This window comes from Qipengyuania mesophila (assembly GCF_019711655.1).
Classification (GTDB): Bacteria; Pseudomonadota; Alphaproteobacteria; order Sphingomonadales; family Sphingomonadaceae; genus Qipengyuania; species Qipengyuania mesophila.
This window is the reverse complement of sequence record NZ_JAIGNU010000001.1, coordinates 1,787,263-1,804,094: the sequence shown is the minus strand read 5'-3', so window position 1 is coordinate 1,804,094 and position 16,832 is coordinate 1,787,263. Positions and strand designations below refer to the sequence as shown.

Below are 16,832 nucleotides of genomic sequence, written 5' to 3'. Positions count from 1 at the left end.
CAAACGAAAGGACAGATGCGCGCATGACCCAGGTCGGCAAGGACACGCTCGGAACCCGCTCCACTCTCACCGTGAACGGCAAGGATTACGCCTATTATTCCTTCGCCAAGGCGGCGGAAAAGATCGGTGACGTGTCGAAGCTGCCCTTCAGCCTCAAGGTCCTGCTCGAGAACATGCTGCGCTTCGAGGATGGCGGCTTCACCGTCTCGACCGACGACGCTCAAGCGATAGCCGACTGGCAGAAGAACCCCGCTACGGGCAAGGAAATCCAGTACCGCCCGGCGCGCGTCCTGCTGCAGGACTTCACCGGCGTGCCTTGCGTGGTCGACCTTGCCGCCATGCGCGATGCGATCGCCAAGCTTGGCGGCGACACCGCCAAGATCAATCCGCAGGTTCCCGTGAACCTCGTCATCGACCACTCGGTCATGGTCGACGAATTCGGCCACCCCAAGGCCTTCGAGAAGAACGTCGAGCTCGAATATGCGCGCAACGCGGAGCGTTACGACTTCCTCAAATGGGGCTCGAAGAGCTTCGAGAACTTCACCGCCGTGCCCCCGGGCACGGGCATCTGCCACCAGGTGAACCTCGAATATCTCGGCAAGGGCGTGTGGTCCTCGCCGGGTGAGGACGGCCAGATGGTCGCCTATCCCGACACCTGCGTCGGCACCGACAGCCACACCACCATGATCAACGGCCTCGGCGTGCTCGGCTGGGGCGTCGGCGGGATCGAGGCCGAAGCCGCCATGCTCGGCCAGCCGGTGTCGATGCTGATCCCCGAAGTGGTCGGCTTCAAGCTGACCGGCGCGATGGCCGAAGGCGTCACCGCCACCGACCTCGTGCTGACCTGCGTCCAGATGCTGCGCGAAGTCGGCGTGGTCGGCCGCTTCGTCGAATTCTACGGCGAAGGCGTCGCCAACCTCACCCTCGCCGACCGCGCGACGATCGCCAACATGGCCCCCGAATATGGCGCCACGTGCGGCTTTTTCGGCATCGACGACAAGACACTCGAATACATGCGCCTGACCGGCCGCGACGAGGACACCATCGCCCTCGTCGAAGCCTATTCGAAAGAACAGGGCATGTGGTTCACGCCCGAGAACGAGCCCGTCTTCACCAAAACGCTCGAACTCGACATCTCGAAGGTCGTGCCTTCGCTCGCCGGTCCGAAGCGTCCGCAAGACCGCGTCGCGCTGCCGCAGGTCGACGAGCTGTTCAACACCGACCTCAAGTCGATCTACAAGAAGGATGCGCCGGTGCGCGTCGATGTCGATGGCAAGGACCACGACGTGGGCGACGGCGACGTCGTGATCGCCGCGATCACCAGCTGCACCAACACCTCCAACCCCGACGTGCTGATCGCCGCCGGCCTCGTTGCCAAGAAGGCGCGCGAGAAGGGCCTCCAGCCCAAGCCCTGGGTCAAGACCAGCCTCGCCCCTGGATCGCAGGTGGTCACCGATTACCTCGTGAAGTCGGGCCTGCAGAACGATCTCGACGCCATGGGCTTTGATCTCGTCGGCTACGGCTGCACCACCTGCATCGGAAATTCGGGCCCGCTCGCCCCGCCGATCAGCAATGCGATCAACAACAACGACATCGTCGCCGCCTCGGTGCTGTCGGGCAACCGCAACTTCGAAGGCCGCGTGTCGCCCGACGTGCGCGCCAACTTCCTCGCTTCGCCGCCGCTGGTGGTCGCCTATTCGATCCTCGGCACGGTGACGCAGGATATCACCGAGACGCCGCTGGGCCAGGACCAGGCGGGCAACGACGTGATGCTGGCCGATGTCTGGCCGACGAACGAGGAAGTGCGCCAGCACCGCGCTGCCAATATCGACCGCCAGATGTTCGAAACCCGCTATGCCGACGTCTACAAGGGCGACGAGCACTGGCAGGCGATCAAAGTCGAAGCCAGTGACACCTATCGCTGGAACCCGACCAGCACCTATGTCGCCAGCCCGCCCTATTTCGAAGGCATGGGCATGGAACCGGCGCCGATCACCGACATCGAGGGCGCCAAGCCGCTCGCGATCCTCGGCGATTCGGTCACCACCGACCACATCTCGCCCGCGGGCTCGATCAAGGAAGACAGCCCGGCCGGCGCATACCTCAACAGCCATCAGGTTTCGAAGGCGGACTTCAACTCCTACGGCTCGCGCCGCGGCAACCACGATGTGATGATGCGCGGTACCTTCGCCAACATCCGCATCCGCAACGAAATGGTCCCCGGCGTCGAGGGTGGCTACACCACCTACAACGGCGAGCAGATGGCGATCTACGATGCCGCCATGAAGCACAAGGAAGACGGCACCCCGCTGGTGGTCGTCGCGGGCAAGGAATACGGCACGGGTTCGAGCCGCGACTGGGCCGCCAAGGGCACCATCCTGCTCGGTGTGCGCGCGGTCATCGTCGAGAGCTTCGAGCGCATCCACCGCTCGAACCTCGTCGGCATGGGCGTGCTCCCGGTCCAGTTCAAGGACGGCGACAGCCGCGCGACGCTGGGGCTGACCTCCACCGACAGCTTCTCGATCAGGGGCCTTGCGGACCTGACCCCTGGCCAGGACATCGAAGTCGAAGTCTCCCGCGAAGACGGTTCGAGCTTCACCTTCACCGCGCTGTGCCGCATCGATACGGCGAACGAAATGGAGTATTACCGCAACGGCGGCATCCTTCACTACGTACTGCGCAAGCTCGCTGCGGCATGATCTGGGGCGAGCGGTAACGCCGGCTGGCATGTCCCTACGCGGCCGCCTGTCGCAGCTGCTGGGTAGCACGCCAGCCGACCCCGAGGCCGATCCCGCCATATTGCGCGGAATCGGCCAGGCGGTGCGCGAGCGGCTGCTGGCCCATCCCGACGCCGAGCCGCGCGGCGGGGGCAAGGCCGATCTGTTCCTGGTGCGCGGCCTGCTGAGCGCGCAGCAATGCCGCAAGCTGATCGCGATCATCGACAGCCGGATCCAGCCCTCGGTATTGTTCTCGGAGCGATCGTCGCCGCGCGGACGGACCAGCTCGACCCACTTCTTCTCCGAAGAGATGCCCGAAACACGCGCGCTGGCGGACAGGATCGCCGCGATGACCGGGATCGACCGCGTCCATGCCGAACCGCTGCAGGGCCAGCGCTATTTCGTCGGTGAGGAATATCGCCATCACCGCGACCACTTCCGCCTCGACCGCCCGCACTGGCAGGTCGAGCGCAATCGCGGTGGCCAGCGCAGCTGGACCGCGATGGTCTATCTCAATGAGGTCGGGGAGGGGGGCGAGACCGAGTTTCCCGAACTCGACCTGCGGATCGTGCCCGAACCGGGCATGCTGGTGCTGTGGGACAATATGGACCGCAAGGGACAGCCCAACCGTGCCACCAGGCACGCGGCATTACCCGTGCTCGCGGGCGAGAAATATGTCGTGACGCAGTGGTATCGCCAGGGCGAATGGAGCCTCAGGCAGCGCGGCTAACGCGCCCGAGCGTCCTCACGCACCCCGCTTGATGCGGAACTTGCGGCGGCCGAGAACTGCCGCGGCAGCCATGCCGAACAGCGCCATCATCGGCGGGGCAGGGACATCGGTGCCGCTGCTGCTGCCCGAGGTCGAGCTCGAGGTGCTGCTCGAACTCGAGGTCGAGCTGGACGTCGAGGTCGAGGACGAAGTCGAGCTCGAGGTGCTGGTCGAGGACGACGAGCTGGTGCTCGAAGTGATGTTGCCGCTGGTGGTCGACACTTCGCCGGTCGAGGTGGAGACCTCGCCAGTGGACGTCGAGACTTCGCCGGTCGAGGTCGAGACCTCACCGGTGGACGTCGAAACCTCGCCGGTCGAAGTCGAAACCGAACCCGTGGTCGTGGTGGTCGAAACCTCACCCGTGGAGGTCGACACCTCGCCGGTGCTGCTGCTCGAGCTGGTGGTGGTCGACACTTCGCCGGTCGAGGTCGAAGTCGACGATCCGCCCGAGGAGGTCGAGGTCGACGAACCGCCGGTGGAGGTGGTGGTCGACACGTCGACGATCACATCGCCGGGCTCTCCGCCGGTGGTCGTGGTCGAATTGACCACCACGCTGCCACCGCCGCTCGAACCGGTGAAGAAACCGCCGAAGAAGCCGCCGCCGAAGCCGCCGCCATAGCCGCCACCGCCGCCGCTCGGGATCGAGCGGGCCGAGCCGCCGCCGCCGACGGGCGCCGCTGCGGGCAGCGGGGGAACCGGAACGGCGGCCATCGCCTGGCGATAGACCGGCGGGCAGATGTTGTTCGGATTGTTGACCGCTTCGGGCGAGTCGGCGGGGACGCATTCGACCGGGCGCGGGATCGAGCGGGCGCGCGGCACGGTCGGCCGCGGCACGGCGCGGGGCTTGGCCTGCTTGACGTATTTTACCTGCTTGACCGCCTTGGCCTTGTACTGCGGATTGTCGGTGATCGGCTTCTCGGCGACATGCACCGCGCCGCCTGCAAGCAACGCGCCACCCGCCGCAGTGGCCGAGAGTTTGGCAAGAGCTGACTTAACCGACATCGTTCTGACTTCCTGTTGCGACCGCGCAAAAGCGGGGGATTTCCGCCGTTTATCGCGATCCTGCGTATCCTGTCGCTTATCCCTCCCGTGGGACTCGCCTATGGTTATCGATCGCTAGTACCCTCAGAAAGTAAATTTTTCGCGGAAATGCGAGGGTTGCGCAAGCCCCGTCCCGTTTCGGGACCGATTTCCGCCCTGGTGTTACCGCGCCGGAAACCTCATTTGTCGAACATGTCGCCCTGCGGTCTCGAGGGCGGCGCAAGGCCGAGATGGTTCCACCCGCCGTCGTTGAGCATGCGCCCGCGCGCAGTTCGCGCGATCAGGCCGAGCTGGATGAGGTAGGGCTCGATCACCTCCTCGACCGTGTCGCGCGGCTCGCTGAGGCCCGCCGCGAGCGTTTCGACGCCGACCGGCCCGCCCTTGTACGTCGTCGCGATCATGGTGAGATAACGCCGGTCCATCGCATCGAGACCGAGCGAATCGACCTCCAGCCGCGTCAGCGCCTCGTCGGCAACCCGGGTGGTGACGATGGCTTCGCCCAGCACATGCGCGAAATCGCGCACGCGGCGCATCAGCCGCCCGGCGACGCGCGGCGTCCCGCGGCTGCGGCGGGCGATCTCGCGCGCGCCGCCCTCGTCGATGCCCATGCCGAGCAGCCCCGCCCCGCGGGTGACGACGCGGAGCAACTCGTCCTCGGTGTAGAAATTCAGCCGCACCGGAATGCCGAAACGATCGCGCAGCGGCGTGGTCAGCAGCCCCTGCCGTGTCGTGGCACCGACCAGGGTGAAGGGCGGCAGGTCGATCCGCACGCTGCGCGCGCTCGGCCCCTCGCCGATGATGATGTCGAGCGCGCGGTCTTCCATCGCGGGATAAAGCACTTCCTCGACCACCGGATTGAGCCGGTGGATCTCGTCGATGAAGAGCACGTCGTTGGGCTCGAGATTGGTGAGCAGCGCGGCAAGGTCGCCCGCCTTGGCGATCACCGGGCCGGAAGTGGCACGGAAACCGACGCCGAGTTCCTTGGCGACGATCTGCGCCAGCGTGGTCTTGCCGAGCCCCGGCGGGCCGAAGAACAGCACATGGTCCATCGCCTCACCGCGCCCACGCGCCGCCTCGATGAAGACGCGCAGATTCTCGCGCGCCGCCTTCTGCCCGACGAATTCGCCTAGCGATTTCGGGCGCAGTGCGGCGTCGGGGTCTTCGGGTTGCCGGTCTGGCGAATGGAGGGGGACGGGTTCGGTCACACCTTCCCCATACCGTCATGCCGAACTTGTTTCAGCATCCATCTGCCAGCAATCACCGGCGCATGTCTTTCGAGCGCAACCCTTGCGTCTATATCCTTGCGAGCCAACCACGCGGCACGCTGTATATCGGGGTCACCTCCGACCTCGAACAACGACTGTGGCAACATCGCGAAGGCATGACCGGTGGCTTCGTCGCGCGTTACAGGGTCTACCGCCTCGCCCGCTTCGAGATGTTCGACGAGATGGAAGCCGCGATCCTGCGCGAGAAGCAGCTGAAGCGCTGGCATCGTCAATGGAAGATCAATCTCATCGAGAGCGATAACCCGCAATGGATCGACCTGGCTGTCGGATTGGGGTTCGACCCGCTTGCTCGATACGAGCGGCCAGATGGATCCTGAAACGAGTTCAGGATGACGGATCTACGGAAATAGCCGCTCAAAACGGGTTCACCGTATAGCCCGCCTGCTGCAGCAGCGCGAAGGCGGTCATGGCGGAGAGCGCCATTTCGACGCCGGGGATCAGCTCCTCCTGGCTCACACCTTGCGCGGTGGCGCTCTGGCCGCAGACGATCAGGCGCACGCCTTCGTCGAGCATGGCGCGGATCATCGCTGCGCTGGCATTGTCGCCCAGGTCATGCGCGGTCCGGCCTTCGGGATTGAGCAGGTCGAGCACCGCCTTGCCGTGGACCACCACCGCGACACGGATATTGTCCTCGGGCACGCCGGCGGCGACATGCATGTTGATGAAGCGCGCGGCGCTTTCCACGCCCTTGTTGCGCTCGCCGTCCTTGGCCGGCTCGGTGGCGTCGAAGGCGACAGCGAATTCGGTGTCCGCCGGCACCTCGCCGATCCCTTCGACCGCGGCATGCGGGCCGAAATCCTCGAACACCGGGCCGGTCTTGAAGGCGCTCATGTCCTGCGCCGCCGCCGGCACCGAAAGCCCTGCCACCGCCAGAACCAACCACATTGCCCGCATGACCTGTATCCTCTCTCGCGCGGCGCGCTTGCCACTCCTGCCAACCGCTTGTAGCCCTTGCGCCATGCATATCAACAGACGCCAGTGGCTTGCCGGGATGGGGGCAGGCGCCGCTGCCGTTCTCGTCGGCCCCAGCCCCGTTTTCGCGCGCCCCGCCAGAAGCTTCCTCAAGGACGCCATCGTGATCGATGGTCTCGGCGGGATCGGCGATCCCTATGGCGAGGACGGCGTCACGCGTCTGTCCGCGAAGGGCTGGGCGGAGATCCGCGCAAGCGGCGTCACCGCGACGCGCATCACCGCCATGCCGGTGGGCAACCAGGTCGACGCCTGGGAGCAATACGAAGACTTCATGGACTATTTCGAAAGCTTCGTCGGCGCCAATCCCGACCGCTTCCTCGTGGTCCGGCAGGCGGCCGACATCCGCACGGCCAAGGAAACCGGCCGGATGGGGATCATCTACGGCACGCAGGACACCGCGATGATCGGCCCCGCGCTCGACCGGATCGCGACGATGAAGGAGCGCGGCCTGCGCTCGATCCAGCTGACCTACAACAACCGCAACCTCGCCGGCGACGGGTCGATCGAGCCCGACAACGCCGGCCTCTCGAAGCTCGGCCGCGCAACGATCGAGCGGATCGAGAGCGAGCGCCTGCTGCTCGACCTGTCGCACGGCGGCGCGCGGACCATGGCCGAGGCGGTCGAGGCCTCGGCCCGCCCGCTCGTGATCAGCCACACCGGCGCACGCGCGCTCAACGACCACCCGCGCAACACCTCCGACGAAACGATGCGCGCGGTCGCCGACAAGGGCGGCGTCGTGGGGCTGTATTTCATGCCTTATCTTTCGGCCGACATGGCGCCCTCGGGCGAGGTCCTGCTCGACCACGCCGACCACATGCTCGGCGTGCTGGGCGAGGATCATATCGGAATCGGGACCGACAACGGCCCGGTCCCGCCCGAAATGACGGCCGAAACCCGCAAGGCGTGGGACACCGAGCAGCAGCGCCGGATCGACGAAGGAATAGCGGCCCCGGGCGAGAAGATCGGCTTCTACCCCATCGTCCAGGACTACAATTCGATCGACCGGCTCGAAAGGTTCGCCGATGCGCTCGCGCGGCGCGGGTGGAGCCAGCGGCAGATCGAGAAGCTGCTCGGGCTCAATTTCCTGCGCGTCTACGGCGAGGCCTGGGAGGGCTGAAGCCCCCGCGTCAGTCGTAATGCTCGGTGGCCTCGCCGGCGATCGCGACCCAGGCGTGCTTGCGGCTTTCGTAGACCGAATATTCGGGCGCCGGGAAACCCGGCTCGGCGAAGCGCCCGATGGGGATCGCCATCATCTCGCGGAACGGGCGCGCGACGTACCACATCTCGCAGCCGCAGTTCGGGCAGAAATGGTGCTCGCTCGCATGGCCGCTCTCGGCCGTGCGGGTGAAGACCCTGGCCTCGCCCGTCACGGTGACCTGCTCCGCCGGATAGCGCACCTGCGCCGCGAAAGAGGAACCGCTGCGGCGCTGGCAGTCGAGGCAGTGGCACACCGAGATGCGGAAGGGCTCGCCCTCGCAGGTCAGCGACAACCCCCCGCACATGCAGCTTGCGCGGCGCGCGCTCATCCCACCGCCCGCTTCAGCGTTATTCGATGCTTCATTTGTCACCGATCCTGATTTGTCAGTTTGCCGGTGACATGCACCAGACCCAGCCAGATCACAGCCGCCGCGAATTGGAGAAGCGGGACGAGAAGGAAAACTAGCCCCGCCTGCGCATCAGGCGCAGCGAACCAAGCTGTGTGGAGATAGATCAGGGCACCCGAGAGAGCGATCACCAAAGCACCCAAGCCCTTGGGCACGACATGGCTTGATCCAAGACAGAACAGGGCCACTGGCAGGATCGCCAAAACAAGAAATGGAACACTTAGCGCGTACCAGGATGCGGCCTGTGGCGACCCCATTTCGGCCATCGCAATGAAGGTCAGCGCAGCGTACGCTGCCAAGATCGCGATACGCCAATCCACCCACTTCGGGATCATCCCGCCGCCTTTTTCAGCGCCACGCGGATAAGGTCGCCCTCGCTCGCCCCTTCGCCGAGTTCGCCCTGCGCCGCGGCGACCGCGCGCGCGGCGACCGCGGGCTTGAAGCCGAGGTTCTCGAGCGCACTCACCGCATCGGCGCCGGCCCCGCCCGCCGGTGTCGCGACGACGCCCGGCATGGCCCCGCCCGGCAGCGCGCCGGCCTTGTCCTTCAGCTCGTTGACGATCCGCCCGGCGAGCTTGGGCCCGACGCCATTGGCGCGCGCGACCATCGCCGCATCGCCCCCGGCGCAGGCCTGCTGCAGCTCACCCGTCGACAGCGCCGAGAGGATCGCCAGCGCCACCTTCGACCCCACGCCCTGGACATGGGTGAGCAGGCGGAACCATTCGCGCTCGGCACCGTCCGCAAAACCCAGCAGGCGCATGTCGTTCTCCGACACCTGCAGGTCGGTATAGAGCACGCAGGCTTCGCCGATGGCGCCCAGCGTGGCGAGCGTCTTGGTCGAGCAATGGACGAGGTAGCCGACGCCCGCGACGTCGATCACCGCCCAGTCCACGCCGGTCTCGTCGAGCACGCCCTTCAGCTTCGCAATCATGGTTTGTTCTTGGGCCTCAAGAAGGATTTGGTCCAGCGAGAATGGACAGGCGCCCACAGTTGCGGGCATGAGTTGCTGCCATGAGCTGGAATACCTTCGGACGGACGCTGCGCTTCACCACTTGGGGCGAAAGCCACGGCCCCGCGATCGGCGCGGTGGTCGACGGGTGCCCGCCGGGAATCGCGCTGTCCGAGGGCGACATCCAGCCCTACCTCGATGCGCGCAGGCCCGGGCAGAACAAGTTCACCACCCAGCGGCAGGAGCCCGATGCGGTGCGGATTCTTTCGGGCGTGTTTGAGGGGAAGACGACGGGCACGCCGATCAGCCTGCTGATCGAGAACACCGACCAGCGATCGAAGGATTATTCGGAGATCGCCAACACCTATCGCCCCGGCCATGCCGACTATGCCTATGACGCGAAATACGGCTTTCGCGACTATCGCGGCGGCGGGCGCAGCAGCGCGCGGGAGACCGCGATGCGCGTGGCGGCGGGCGCGGTGGCGCGGAAGGTGATCGGCGAGGTGTCGATCCTCGCCTATGTCGCCGAGATCGGCGGCGACGCTGTCGACCCGGCGAATTTCGACGCCGGGGAAATCGCGCGCAATCCCTTCTGGTGCCCCGACGCGGCAGCCGCCAAGCGCTGGGAGGCGCTGGTCGACGAGGCACGCAAGGCGGGATCCTCGCTCGGCGCGGTGGTCGAATGCGTCGCCACCGGCGTGCCTGCCGGCTGGGGAGCGCCGGTCTATGCCAAGCTCGACGCCGACCTCGCCGCAGGCATGATGAGCATCAATGCGGTCAAGGGCGTCGAGATCGGCGACGGTTTCGGCGCCGCGCGGCTGACGGGCGAGCAGAATGCCGACCCGATGCGGCCATCCTTGAATGAGGGGGGAAACGACGGCCCGCGCTTCGAGGCGAACCACGCGGGAGGCATCGCTGGGGGAATCTCGACCGGCCAGCCGGTCACCTGCCGTGTGGCGTTCAAGCCGACGAGCTCGATCCTCACCCCCGTCGAGAGCGTGACGCGCGACGGCGAGGCGACCGAGGTCCGCACAAAGGGCCGCCACGACCCCTGCGTCGGCATCCGAGGCACGCCGGTGGTCGAAGCGATGATGGCGCTGGTGCTCGCCGACCACAAGCTGCTCCACCGGGCGCAGTGCGGCTAGCGGATCGCACGGTGCGCTCCCCGTAAGGGCATCAATCCCGAACCACCGCACGGTTCGGAATACCTCGCAAACCGACCTGCTGACCGACTGCAAATCGCGGCAATGAGATCCGGCAAACGCCGGTCTTCGTCGCTCGGAAATCATCGTTGATCGCATCCGGCCGACTTCAGCGACGGCTTGATGAGGTCAGACGCTGACCGAACGACCGCGCGGACGGCCCGACCTATTCCCGCTCCAGAACACCGGATGGCCGGTGCTTCCGACAAAGGTGGCAATCGAGCCATCGAACGAGGGAATACGTAATGAAGAAACTGATCACCATGGCGGCGATCGTCGTCGTTTCCACTGTGGCTTCGCCTGCCTTTGCGCAGGACAGCAAGCCGTTCCACGGCCCTTGGGTGGGCGCGACTGCCGGCTACGATGTGTTCGATGCCGGCGATGGCGAAGGCGAAGACGAGGGCGGCTCGGAAGACGGCTTCGCATACGGTGTCGCGCTGGGCTACGACTACAACCTCGGTAATTTCGTCCTCGGTGTCGAAGGCGAGATCGGCGACAGTTCAGTCAGCGCCTCGGATACGGACGTCTTCGAGGATGGCGACGAGCTGATCCTGAAGGCCGGCCGCGATCTCTACGCTGGTATCCGCCTCGGGGTGCCGGTGAATGACACGCTCATGATCTACGCGAAGGGCGGCTACACCAACCAGCGCTTCAATCTCGCATATACGCTCGACGACGAGACCGAGAGCGATGGCGACAACATCGGGGGCTTCCGCTTGGGCGCCGGCGCCGAGTTCGCTTTCGGTCAGGGCTTCGGCCGCCTCGAATATCGCTATTCGGATTACGGTTCCTTTTCGGACACCGATCTGGAAACCAGCCGTCACCAGATCATGCTGACTGCCGGTATGCGCTTCTGAGTCTCTCTCGTCCCAAGCCCCCCGGAATTCAGAAGCGAGCCCGCCCGGATCATTCCGGGCGGGCTTTTCGTATCTCTGGGGCGATGGCGAGCGCCAAGCCTCCGCAGAAGGTTCAATCCTGGGTGTTGGGCCCGACCACGCGGAGCACATCCTTCACATAGCTCGGTCCGACCTGCACTATGACGCCGTCGCGGAGGATGAGGTTGAGGCTGCCCCGGCCCGGTCGTTCCAGTTTTTCGACCAGCGAGGGGCGGACGAAGGCCGAGCGATGAACCCTAAGCAGCGCCTTGGGATCGAGCTTCTCCTCGAGCGCATTCATCGAGATCCGGTGAAGATAGCTGCGTGTCGACGTGTGAAGCAGCACGTAGTCCTTCGCCGCCTCGATCCAGTCGATCAGGTCGACGTCGAGCCTGACTTGCCCGTCGCGTACCGACACCCACAGCTCGCGGGCATAGCGTCCCGTCTCTTCGGCCACGGCCTTGCCGTGTTCGGCCGCCGCCATGAGATCGATCCGGCGCCGCGCCCGAATGATCGCCTGCCGTAGCCGATCGAAACGCACGGGCTTGAGCAGATAGTCGGCAGCATCGACCGCGAAGGCGTCGGGTGCGAAGTGCTCGAAGGCGGTTACGAAGATGATCTCCGGTCGCTCCTCGACAGGCAAGTCCGCAGCCAGCGCCATGCCGCTGCGTCCCGGCATCTGGATATCGAGCAAGACGAGATCGGGGCGCACCTCGGCAATCTTCTCGCATGCCTGGTCGGCGGTATGGGCCGTTGCGACCACCTCTACTCCCTCGATATCGCCGAGCAACTCCCTCAGGCGGTCGATCGCCAACGCTTCGTCGTCGACGATGGCCACGCGCAGCGTCATACTTCGCCAAACTCCAGCGGCAGCCTGACCAGGGCGATGAAGCCCGCTTCACGCTCGATCGTTTCGAGGTTCCCGGCCCTACCATAGACCGCGGCAAGGCGTTCGCGGACGTTGCGCAGGCCCACGCCTGTCCCTTGCGCTTCGGCATCCACCGTGGGGCAGTCGTTTTCGACCGATACGATGAGTTGTCCGTGCTTTGCCCGCGCCGAGATGCTGATCATGACCGGTCGGTCGCAAGGGGCGACGCCATGCTTGACCGCGTTCTCGACCAGCGGCTGGAGCAGGAAATGCGGCAAGCGGGCGTCGCGCAACTCGGCCGGGCAGTCGATCGCCACGGCCAGCCGGTCGCCGAACCTGATCCTCTCGATCCCGAGGTAGGCATCGATCGTTTCGAGCTCGCCCTCCAGCGTCTGCGCCGCGTCGGGATCGCCCGACAAGGTCGTGCGCAGGAAATCGGACAGCTTGGCCAGCATCTCTTCCGCGTCGCGGCTGCGCCGCGTCATGACCAGCGAAGAAATCGAGTTGAGCGTGTTGAACAGGAAGTGCGGGTTGAGCTGATAGCGGAGGGCCGAGAGCTTTGCCCGGTTCGCGGTTCCCTGGGCTTCGGCGGCGATCCTTCGAACCTGCTCGATCTCAAGCTGATGGATCCGGTTGGTTTCGAGCGTCTCGAGCATCCAGAAGGTTACGGCTATGACCGAGAACTGCGACGTGAAGATCGCAAAATTGCTCGTCCACTTCACCATGTAGGAGATGTGTGGTGCGTGCTCTCGCGCGAAGAACGCGTGAATCACGTCGAACAGGGCAATGTCGGAGGTCGCCACTGCCGCTGCTGCCGCCACCACCCCGGCAACCGAACCTATAAACGCCTGGCGTTTCGGCAGCTTGCGCAGTTGCACGATCACGAGGAGCAGAAGGATGCTGAAGACCATTCCGGTGACCGCGATGACCAGGTGCGAAATGATCGTGGGGGCGTCGAGATCGTTGTGCAGATGGACCAGCGAGGGGAGCATGAACAGCCCCGCGCAGACCAGCCAGACCAGCGCCAGCAGCCACAGGACGCGGCGCCGCGCGCGGGTCAGTTCATAAAGCGTCCCGTGGAGATCGTCGGCCTGCGCGACGACCTCGTGCAGCAGCGCATCTACCGCCGAATGCGGATCAATCTTCGCCAAGCGCACTGTTCGCCGGATCCCAGAATGCCGCGAGGGCGATGGCGCCGACCGTGATCGTGCGGGAGAGGCCCTCGTCGGTCAGGTCCTCGATGTAGAGAACAGGCGAACCATTGAGCTCCACGGCGCCAATCGCGCGGCCATGCCTTTCGAAAACATATCCGATGGGAACGGCCATTTCTATCGGCGATCCGGCAAGTTTGTGAACCGATCGGATTTGCACCGTATTTCCGCCCAGCGCAATCTCTCCGCGTCGCGCGCTGCGATTCAACACGCCTCCCAATCCGTTGCGCACTTCCTGCAGCTCAAACCGGGCCGGAATATCGCGTCCCTCGGCGGTGAATTCGCACCTGTAGGACATGCGCTTCGGCTTGAATTCGGCGAACCCGAAATCGAGCACTCTTTCGCGCATGCGGCAGTAGGCCTCGATGCTCGAAGAGACACCCGGCCCTTCGATCGTGAACTCGCTGTGTCCAGAATTGCGGACGAAGGTGTCGAAGAATTCCAGCCGCTCTTCGGAACGCTTGTAGCCGCCATACCAGTCTCCGGTCCGGAAGCGACCGTGCGTCCAGCCGGTGAACCCTTCCACAGGGAGGCGGGCAGAGCGATCGGCAAGGTTTTGTGGAAGCCGCATTTCAGCAGGGTGAAAGGCAGAACATGCCGAGGTGAGGGCGAGCAGTATGGCGCCAGACAGGAATTTGCGCATGCTAGGGTTCCCTTTTGCGTTTCAGGAACACTGCCCAAATGCCGCTCCAGGAGCATTCGGTATGAGACGAGACCGCCACTACGGCATCGCAATCGCCCAAACCGGCTTTCAGAGAGACGAAGAATGCCGGGCGCCATTTCGTTGCAATTATGGCAACACAATCCCCGGTATGTTGAACTTTTCGAAAGTTCCATCGATTTGATCGATTATTCCGATGCTCGCAATCGCAACATATCGCTTTTGTGCATCGCAACAGGGCCTATCTGACACCCACGAGTTTCAACCCGAACAACGGAGAAAACCATGGGTATCATCGGATCGCAGATCAAACCGTTCACCGCCACCGCCTTCCAGGCCGGCAAGGACTTCTTCGAAGTCACCGACGAGGACGTGAAGGGCAAGTGGGCCGTGTTCTTCTTCTACCCCGCCGACTTCACCTTCGTCTGCCCGACCGAGCTCGAAGACCTCGGCGAGCAGTATGCCATGCTCCAGAAGATGGACGTCGAAGTCTACGGCGTGTCGACCGACACGCACTTCAGCCACAAGGCCTGGCACGACACGTCGGAAAAGATCGGCAAGCTCAAGTTCCCCTTCCTCGGTGACCAGAACCACGTCCTCGCGCGCAATTTCGACGTGCTGCGCGAAGGCGTCGGCCTCGCCGACCGCGCGACCTTCGTGGTCGATCCCGACGGCGTGATCCAGATCATGGAACAGACCTGCGAAGGCGTCGGCCGCAATGCCAACGAACTCGCGCGCAAGATCAAGGCGGCCCAGTACGTCCGCGCCAACCCCGGCCAGGTCTGCCCGGCCGCGTGGGAAGAAGGCAGCGAGACGCTGGCTCCCTCGCTCGATCTCGTCGGCAAGATCTGAGCCGTTAAGGCAAGCGAAAGATCGGGACGCCTAGCGGCGCCCGTACAACAGCCCGAGCCCTAAGACTCGGGTCGCTGGAAGACCCGGGGCCATCCCCCTCCCCCCCAAGCCCCGGGTCTTTTCCTTCCCCCACATTTTCGAAGCCTCGTTCCACCCGACGCCCGGAGTCCCCCTATGCTCGACGCAACGATGACCCAGCAGCTCAAAACCTATCTCGCGAACCTGCGCGAGCCGGTCGAACTCGTCGCCTCACTCGGCGAGGACGCGAAGAGCGCGCAGACGCGCGAGCTGCTCGAAGAGATTGCCGCGCTGCACGATTTCGTCAGCGCCAGCTTCGACGGGATCGATGCGCGCAAGCCGAGCTTCGTCATCCGCCGCGCGAGCGATGCGGAAAAGTGGGTGCGCTTCGCCGGCCTGCCGATGGGGCACGAATTCACCAGCCTCGTGCTCGCACTGCTGTGGGCCGGCGGCCACCCGCCCAAGGTCGATGCCGACCTGATCGAACAGGTTCGCGGGCTGGAGGGCGATTTCAACTTCGAGATGTATTTCTCGCTGAGCTGCCACAACTGCCCCGACGTGGTGCAGGCCCTGACCCTGATGGCGCTCGAGAACCCGCGCATCACCGCCACGCTGATCGAGGGCGGCACCTTCCAGGACGAGGTCGATGCGCGCGAGATCATGGCGGTGCCCGCGACCTTCCTCAACGGCGAACCCTTCTACAACGGCAAGATGGAGCTGGCCGAGATCCTCGCGCGGCTCGACACCGGCAGCGAGGAAAAGGCTGCCGCGAAGCTCTCGGCGAGGGAGCCGTTCGAAGTGCTGGTGATCGGCGGCGGCCCGGCTGGCGCGGCAAGTGCGATCTACACCGCGCGCAAGGGCTTTAGCACCGGCATGGCGGCCGAACGCTTCGGCGGCCAGTTGCACGACACGCTCGGCATCGAGAATCTGCCCGGCACGCCCTATACCGAGGGCCCGAAGCTGGCGGGCGAGCTCAAGCGCCATGTCGGCGAATACGAGATCGACCTGATGGATCTCGCCAAGGCCGTGAAGCTGGTTCCGGCCACGGAAGAGGGCGGGCTCCACACCGTCGAACTCGGCAATGGCGGCAGTCTCAAGGCGCGGTCGCTCATCCTCGCCACCGGCGCGCGCTGGCGCAATCTCGGCGTCCCCGGCGAGGCCGAATACCGCAACAAGGGCGTCGCCTATTGTCCGCACTGCGACGGCCCCCTGTTCAAGGGCAAGCGCATCGCCGTGATCGGCGGCGGGAATTCGGGCGTCGAGGCGGCGATCGACCTCGCCAAGATCGTCGGCCACGTAACGCTGATCGAATATGACGACAGACTGCGCGCCGACGATGTGCTGCAGAAGAAGCTCCGCAGCATGGCCAATGTCGAGATCGTCACCAGCGGTCAGACGACCGAGATCACCGGCGCAGACGGCAAGGTCAACGGCCTCGTGTTCAAGGACCGCAAGACCGGGGACGAGCGCCGCATCGAACTCGAAGGCGTCTTCGTCCAGATCGGCCTCGTGCCCAACACCGAATGGCTGCATGACTCGGGGCTCGAACTGACCGAGTTCGGCGAGATCGTCACCGACGAGGAAGGCCGCACCAATGTGCCGGGCGTCTTCGGCGCGGGCGACGTGACCGATGTGCCCTACAAGCAAATCGTCGTCGCGATGGGCGAAGGATCGAAAGCCGGGCTGTCAGCCTTCGACTACCTCATCCGCACCGAGCCGGCCGAGGATATCGCGCAAGCCGCCTGAATTAGACTCAGATCAGTCACGAAAGCGTCGTCATTCCAAGCGGATGGCGGCGCTTTTCGTA

General features: G+C 65.0%; 17 protein-coding genes. 8 read left to right on the top strand and 9 right to left on the bottom strand.

Annotation, left to right across the window (positions count from 1 at the left end):
* The first annotated feature begins 23 nt into the window (after positions 1-23).
* Together acnA and K3181_RS09065 are read left to right on the top strand one after the other, a co-directional pair.
* Positions 24-2,699, top strand: coding sequence for an aconitate hydratase AcnA (gene acnA, locus K3181_RS09070; RefSeq protein WP_221602665.1), 2,676 nt, complete (start codon positions 24-26; stop codon positions 2,697-2,699).
* A gap of 28 nt (positions 2,700-2,727) precedes the next feature.
* The gene (locus K3181_RS09065; protein ID WP_221602664.1) at positions 2,728-3,447 is read left to right on the top strand and encodes a prolyl hydroxylase family protein; all 720 of its coding nucleotides are present in this window, start codon (positions 2,728-2,730) and stop codon (positions 3,445-3,447) included.
* Positions 3,448-3,462: 15 nt separating this feature from the next.
* Here the strand turns inward: K3181_RS09065 and K3181_RS09060 are convergent, their stop codons facing one another.
* Together K3181_RS09060 and ruvB are read right to left on the bottom strand one after the other, a co-directional pair.
* On the bottom strand, positions 3,463-4,488 hold the full coding sequence (locus K3181_RS09060) for an MYXO-CTERM sorting domain-containing protein (RefSeq protein ID WP_221602663.1): 1,026 nt from the start codon (positions 4,486-4,488) through the stop codon (positions 3,463-3,465).
* A 218-nt stretch (positions 4,489-4,706) separates the two neighbouring features.
* Entirely contained in the window at positions 4,707-5,732 is a 1,026-nt protein-coding gene (ruvB, locus tag K3181_RS09055; protein ID WP_221602662.1) for a Holliday junction branch migration DNA helicase RuvB, read from the bottom strand.
* Between the two features lie 62 nt (positions 5,733-5,794).
* On the opposite strand from ruvB, the gene K3181_RS09050 reads away from it, so the two are divergent.
* Positions 5,795-6,130, top strand: a complete 336-nt coding sequence (locus tag K3181_RS09050) for a GIY-YIG nuclease family protein (RefSeq protein WP_221602661.1) — start codon at positions 5,795-5,797, stop codon at positions 6,128-6,130.
* 37 nt (positions 6,131-6,167) lie between these two features.
* On the opposite strand, the gene K3181_RS09045 is transcribed toward K3181_RS09050, so the two are convergent.
* On the bottom strand, positions 6,168-6,707 hold the full coding sequence (locus K3181_RS09045; protein WP_221602660.1) for a DsrE family protein: 540 nt from the start codon (positions 6,705-6,707) through the stop codon (positions 6,168-6,170).
* Positions 6,708-6,771: 64 nt separating this feature from the next.
* Here K3181_RS09045 and K3181_RS09040 point away from each other — a divergent pair, with 64 nt between their 5' ends.
* The gene (locus K3181_RS09040) at positions 6,772-7,902 is read left to right on the top strand and encodes a dipeptidase (RefSeq protein ID WP_221602659.1); all 1,131 of its coding nucleotides are present in this window, start codon (positions 6,772-6,774) and stop codon (positions 7,900-7,902) included.
* Positions 7,903-7,912: 10 nt separating this feature from the next.
* Here the strand turns inward: K3181_RS09040 and K3181_RS09035 are convergent, their stop codons facing one another.
* Genes K3181_RS09035 through ruvA form a run of 3 tightly spaced genes read right to left on the bottom strand, consistent with a single transcriptional unit; the run spans position 7,913 to position 9,320 of the window.
* Positions 7,913-8,311: a GFA family protein gene (locus K3181_RS09035; protein ID WP_221602658.1), complete on the bottom strand. Its 399-nt coding sequence runs from the start codon at positions 8,309-8,311 to the stop codon at positions 7,913-7,915.
* A 38-nt stretch (positions 8,312-8,349) separates the two neighbouring features.
* On the bottom strand, positions 8,350-8,724 hold the full coding sequence (locus K3181_RS09030; protein WP_221602657.1) for a hypothetical protein: 375 nt from the start codon (positions 8,722-8,724) through the stop codon (positions 8,350-8,352).
* A complete protein-coding gene (ruvA, locus tag K3181_RS09025; protein WP_221602656.1) occupies positions 8,721-9,320 on the bottom strand; it encodes a Holliday junction branch migration protein RuvA in 600 nt (199 codons plus the stop codon). Before ruvA ends, K3181_RS09030 begins: the two co-directional genes overlap by 4 nt.
* A gap of 80 nt (positions 9,321-9,400) precedes the next feature.
* Here ruvA and aroC point away from each other — a divergent pair, with 80 nt between their 5' ends.
* Together aroC and K3181_RS09015 are read left to right on the top strand one after the other, a co-directional pair.
* A complete protein-coding gene (gene aroC / locus K3181_RS09020) occupies positions 9,401-10,483 on the top strand; it encodes a chorismate synthase (protein ID WP_221602655.1) in 1,083 nt (360 codons plus the stop codon).
* Between the two features lie 302 nt (positions 10,484-10,785).
* The gene (locus tag K3181_RS09015) at positions 10,786-11,397 is read left to right on the top strand and encodes an outer membrane protein (protein ID WP_221602654.1); all 612 of its coding nucleotides are present in this window, start codon (positions 10,786-10,788) and stop codon (positions 11,395-11,397) included.
* Between the two features lie 112 nt (positions 11,398-11,509).
* Here K3181_RS09015 and K3181_RS09010 read toward each other — a convergent pair whose 3' ends face one another.
* Genes K3181_RS09010 through K3181_RS09000 form a run of 3 tightly spaced genes read right to left on the bottom strand, consistent with a single transcriptional unit; the run spans position 11,510 to position 14,137 of the window.
* Positions 11,510-12,265 (bottom strand): LytR/AlgR family response regulator transcription factor, encoded by a 756-nt coding sequence (locus K3181_RS09010; protein ID WP_247714911.1) that lies wholly within the window; start codon positions 12,263-12,265, stop codon positions 11,510-11,512.
* Positions 12,262-13,434 carry a sensor histidine kinase gene (locus K3181_RS09005; protein WP_221602653.1) on the bottom strand — a complete coding sequence of 391 codons (1,173 nt, stop codon included), beginning with the start codon at positions 13,432-13,434 and terminating at the stop codon, positions 12,262-12,264. Before K3181_RS09005 ends, K3181_RS09010 begins: the two co-directional genes overlap by 4 nt.
* Positions 13,421-14,137: a VV20781 family protein gene (locus K3181_RS09000; protein ID WP_221602652.1), complete on the bottom strand. Its 717-nt coding sequence runs from the start codon at positions 14,135-14,137 to the stop codon at positions 13,421-13,423. The genes K3181_RS09005 and K3181_RS09000 overlap by 14 nt, the downstream gene beginning before the upstream one ends.
* Positions 14,138-14,440: 303 nt before the next feature.
* Between K3181_RS09000 and ahpC the strand changes: the two genes are divergently transcribed.
* Both ahpC and ahpF read left to right on the top strand, forming a co-directional pair.
* The gene (gene ahpC / locus K3181_RS08995) at positions 14,441-15,007 is read left to right on the top strand and encodes an alkyl hydroperoxide reductase subunit C (protein WP_221602651.1); all 567 of its coding nucleotides are present in this window, start codon (positions 14,441-14,443) and stop codon (positions 15,005-15,007) included.
* Between the two features lie 174 nt (positions 15,008-15,181).
* A complete protein-coding gene (gene ahpF / locus K3181_RS08990) occupies positions 15,182-16,771 on the top strand; it encodes an alkyl hydroperoxide reductase subunit F (RefSeq protein WP_221602650.1) in 1,590 nt (529 codons plus the stop codon).
* Positions 16,772-16,832: the final 61 nt, after the last annotated feature.

What these genes read in the sequence shown, in the direction of transcription:
- acnA (WP_221602665.1), top strand. Translation starts at nt 24, where the DNA reads ATGACCCAGGTCGGCAAGGACACGCTCGGAACCCGCTCCACTCTCACC.
- K3181_RS09065 (WP_221602664.1), top strand. Translation starts at nt 2,728, where the DNA reads ATGTCCCTACGCGGCCGCCTGTCGCAGCTGCTGGGTAGCACGCCAGCC.
- K3181_RS09060 (WP_221602663.1), bottom strand. Translation starts at nt 4,488, where the DNA reads ATGTCGGTTAAGTCAGCTCTTGCCAAACTCTCGGCCACTGCGGCGGGT.
- K3181_RS09050 (WP_221602661.1), top strand. Translation starts at nt 5,795, where the DNA reads ATGTCTTTCGAGCGCAACCCTTGCGTCTATATCCTTGCGAGCCAACCA.
- K3181_RS09045 (WP_221602660.1), bottom strand. Translation starts at nt 6,707, where the DNA reads ATGCGGGCAATGTGGTTGGTTCTGGCGGTGGCAGGGCTTTCGGTGCCG.
- K3181_RS09040 (WP_221602659.1), top strand. Translation starts at nt 6,772, where the DNA reads ATGCATATCAACAGACGCCAGTGGCTTGCCGGGATGGGGGCAGGCGCC.
- K3181_RS09035 (WP_221602658.1), bottom strand. Translation starts at nt 8,311, where the DNA reads ATGAGCGCGCGCCGCGCAAGCTGCATGTGCGGGGGGTTGTCGCTGACC.
- K3181_RS09030 (WP_221602657.1), bottom strand. Translation starts at nt 8,724, where the DNA reads ATGATCCCGAAGTGGGTGGATTGGCGTATCGCGATCTTGGCAGCGTAC.
- ruvA (WP_221602656.1), bottom strand. Translation starts at nt 9,320, where the DNA reads ATGATTGCGAAGCTGAAGGGCGTGCTCGACGAGACCGGCGTGGACTGG.
- aroC (WP_221602655.1), top strand. Translation starts at nt 9,401, where the DNA reads ATGAGCTGGAATACCTTCGGACGGACGCTGCGCTTCACCACTTGGGGC.
- K3181_RS09015 (WP_221602654.1), top strand. Translation starts at nt 10,786, where the DNA reads ATGAAGAAACTGATCACCATGGCGGCGATCGTCGTCGTTTCCACTGTG.
- K3181_RS09010 (WP_247714911.1), bottom strand. Translation starts at nt 12,265, where the DNA reads ATGACGCTGCGCGTGGCCATCGTCGACGACGAAGCGTTGGCGATCGAC.
- K3181_RS09000 (WP_221602652.1), bottom strand. Translation starts at nt 14,137, where the DNA reads ATGCGCAAATTCCTGTCTGGCGCCATACTGCTCGCCCTCACCTCGGCA.
- ahpC (WP_221602651.1), top strand. Translation starts at nt 14,441, where the DNA reads ATGGGTATCATCGGATCGCAGATCAAACCGTTCACCGCCACCGCCTTC.
- ahpF (WP_221602650.1), top strand. Translation starts at nt 15,182, where the DNA reads ATGCTCGACGCAACGATGACCCAGCAGCTCAAAACCTATCTCGCGAAC.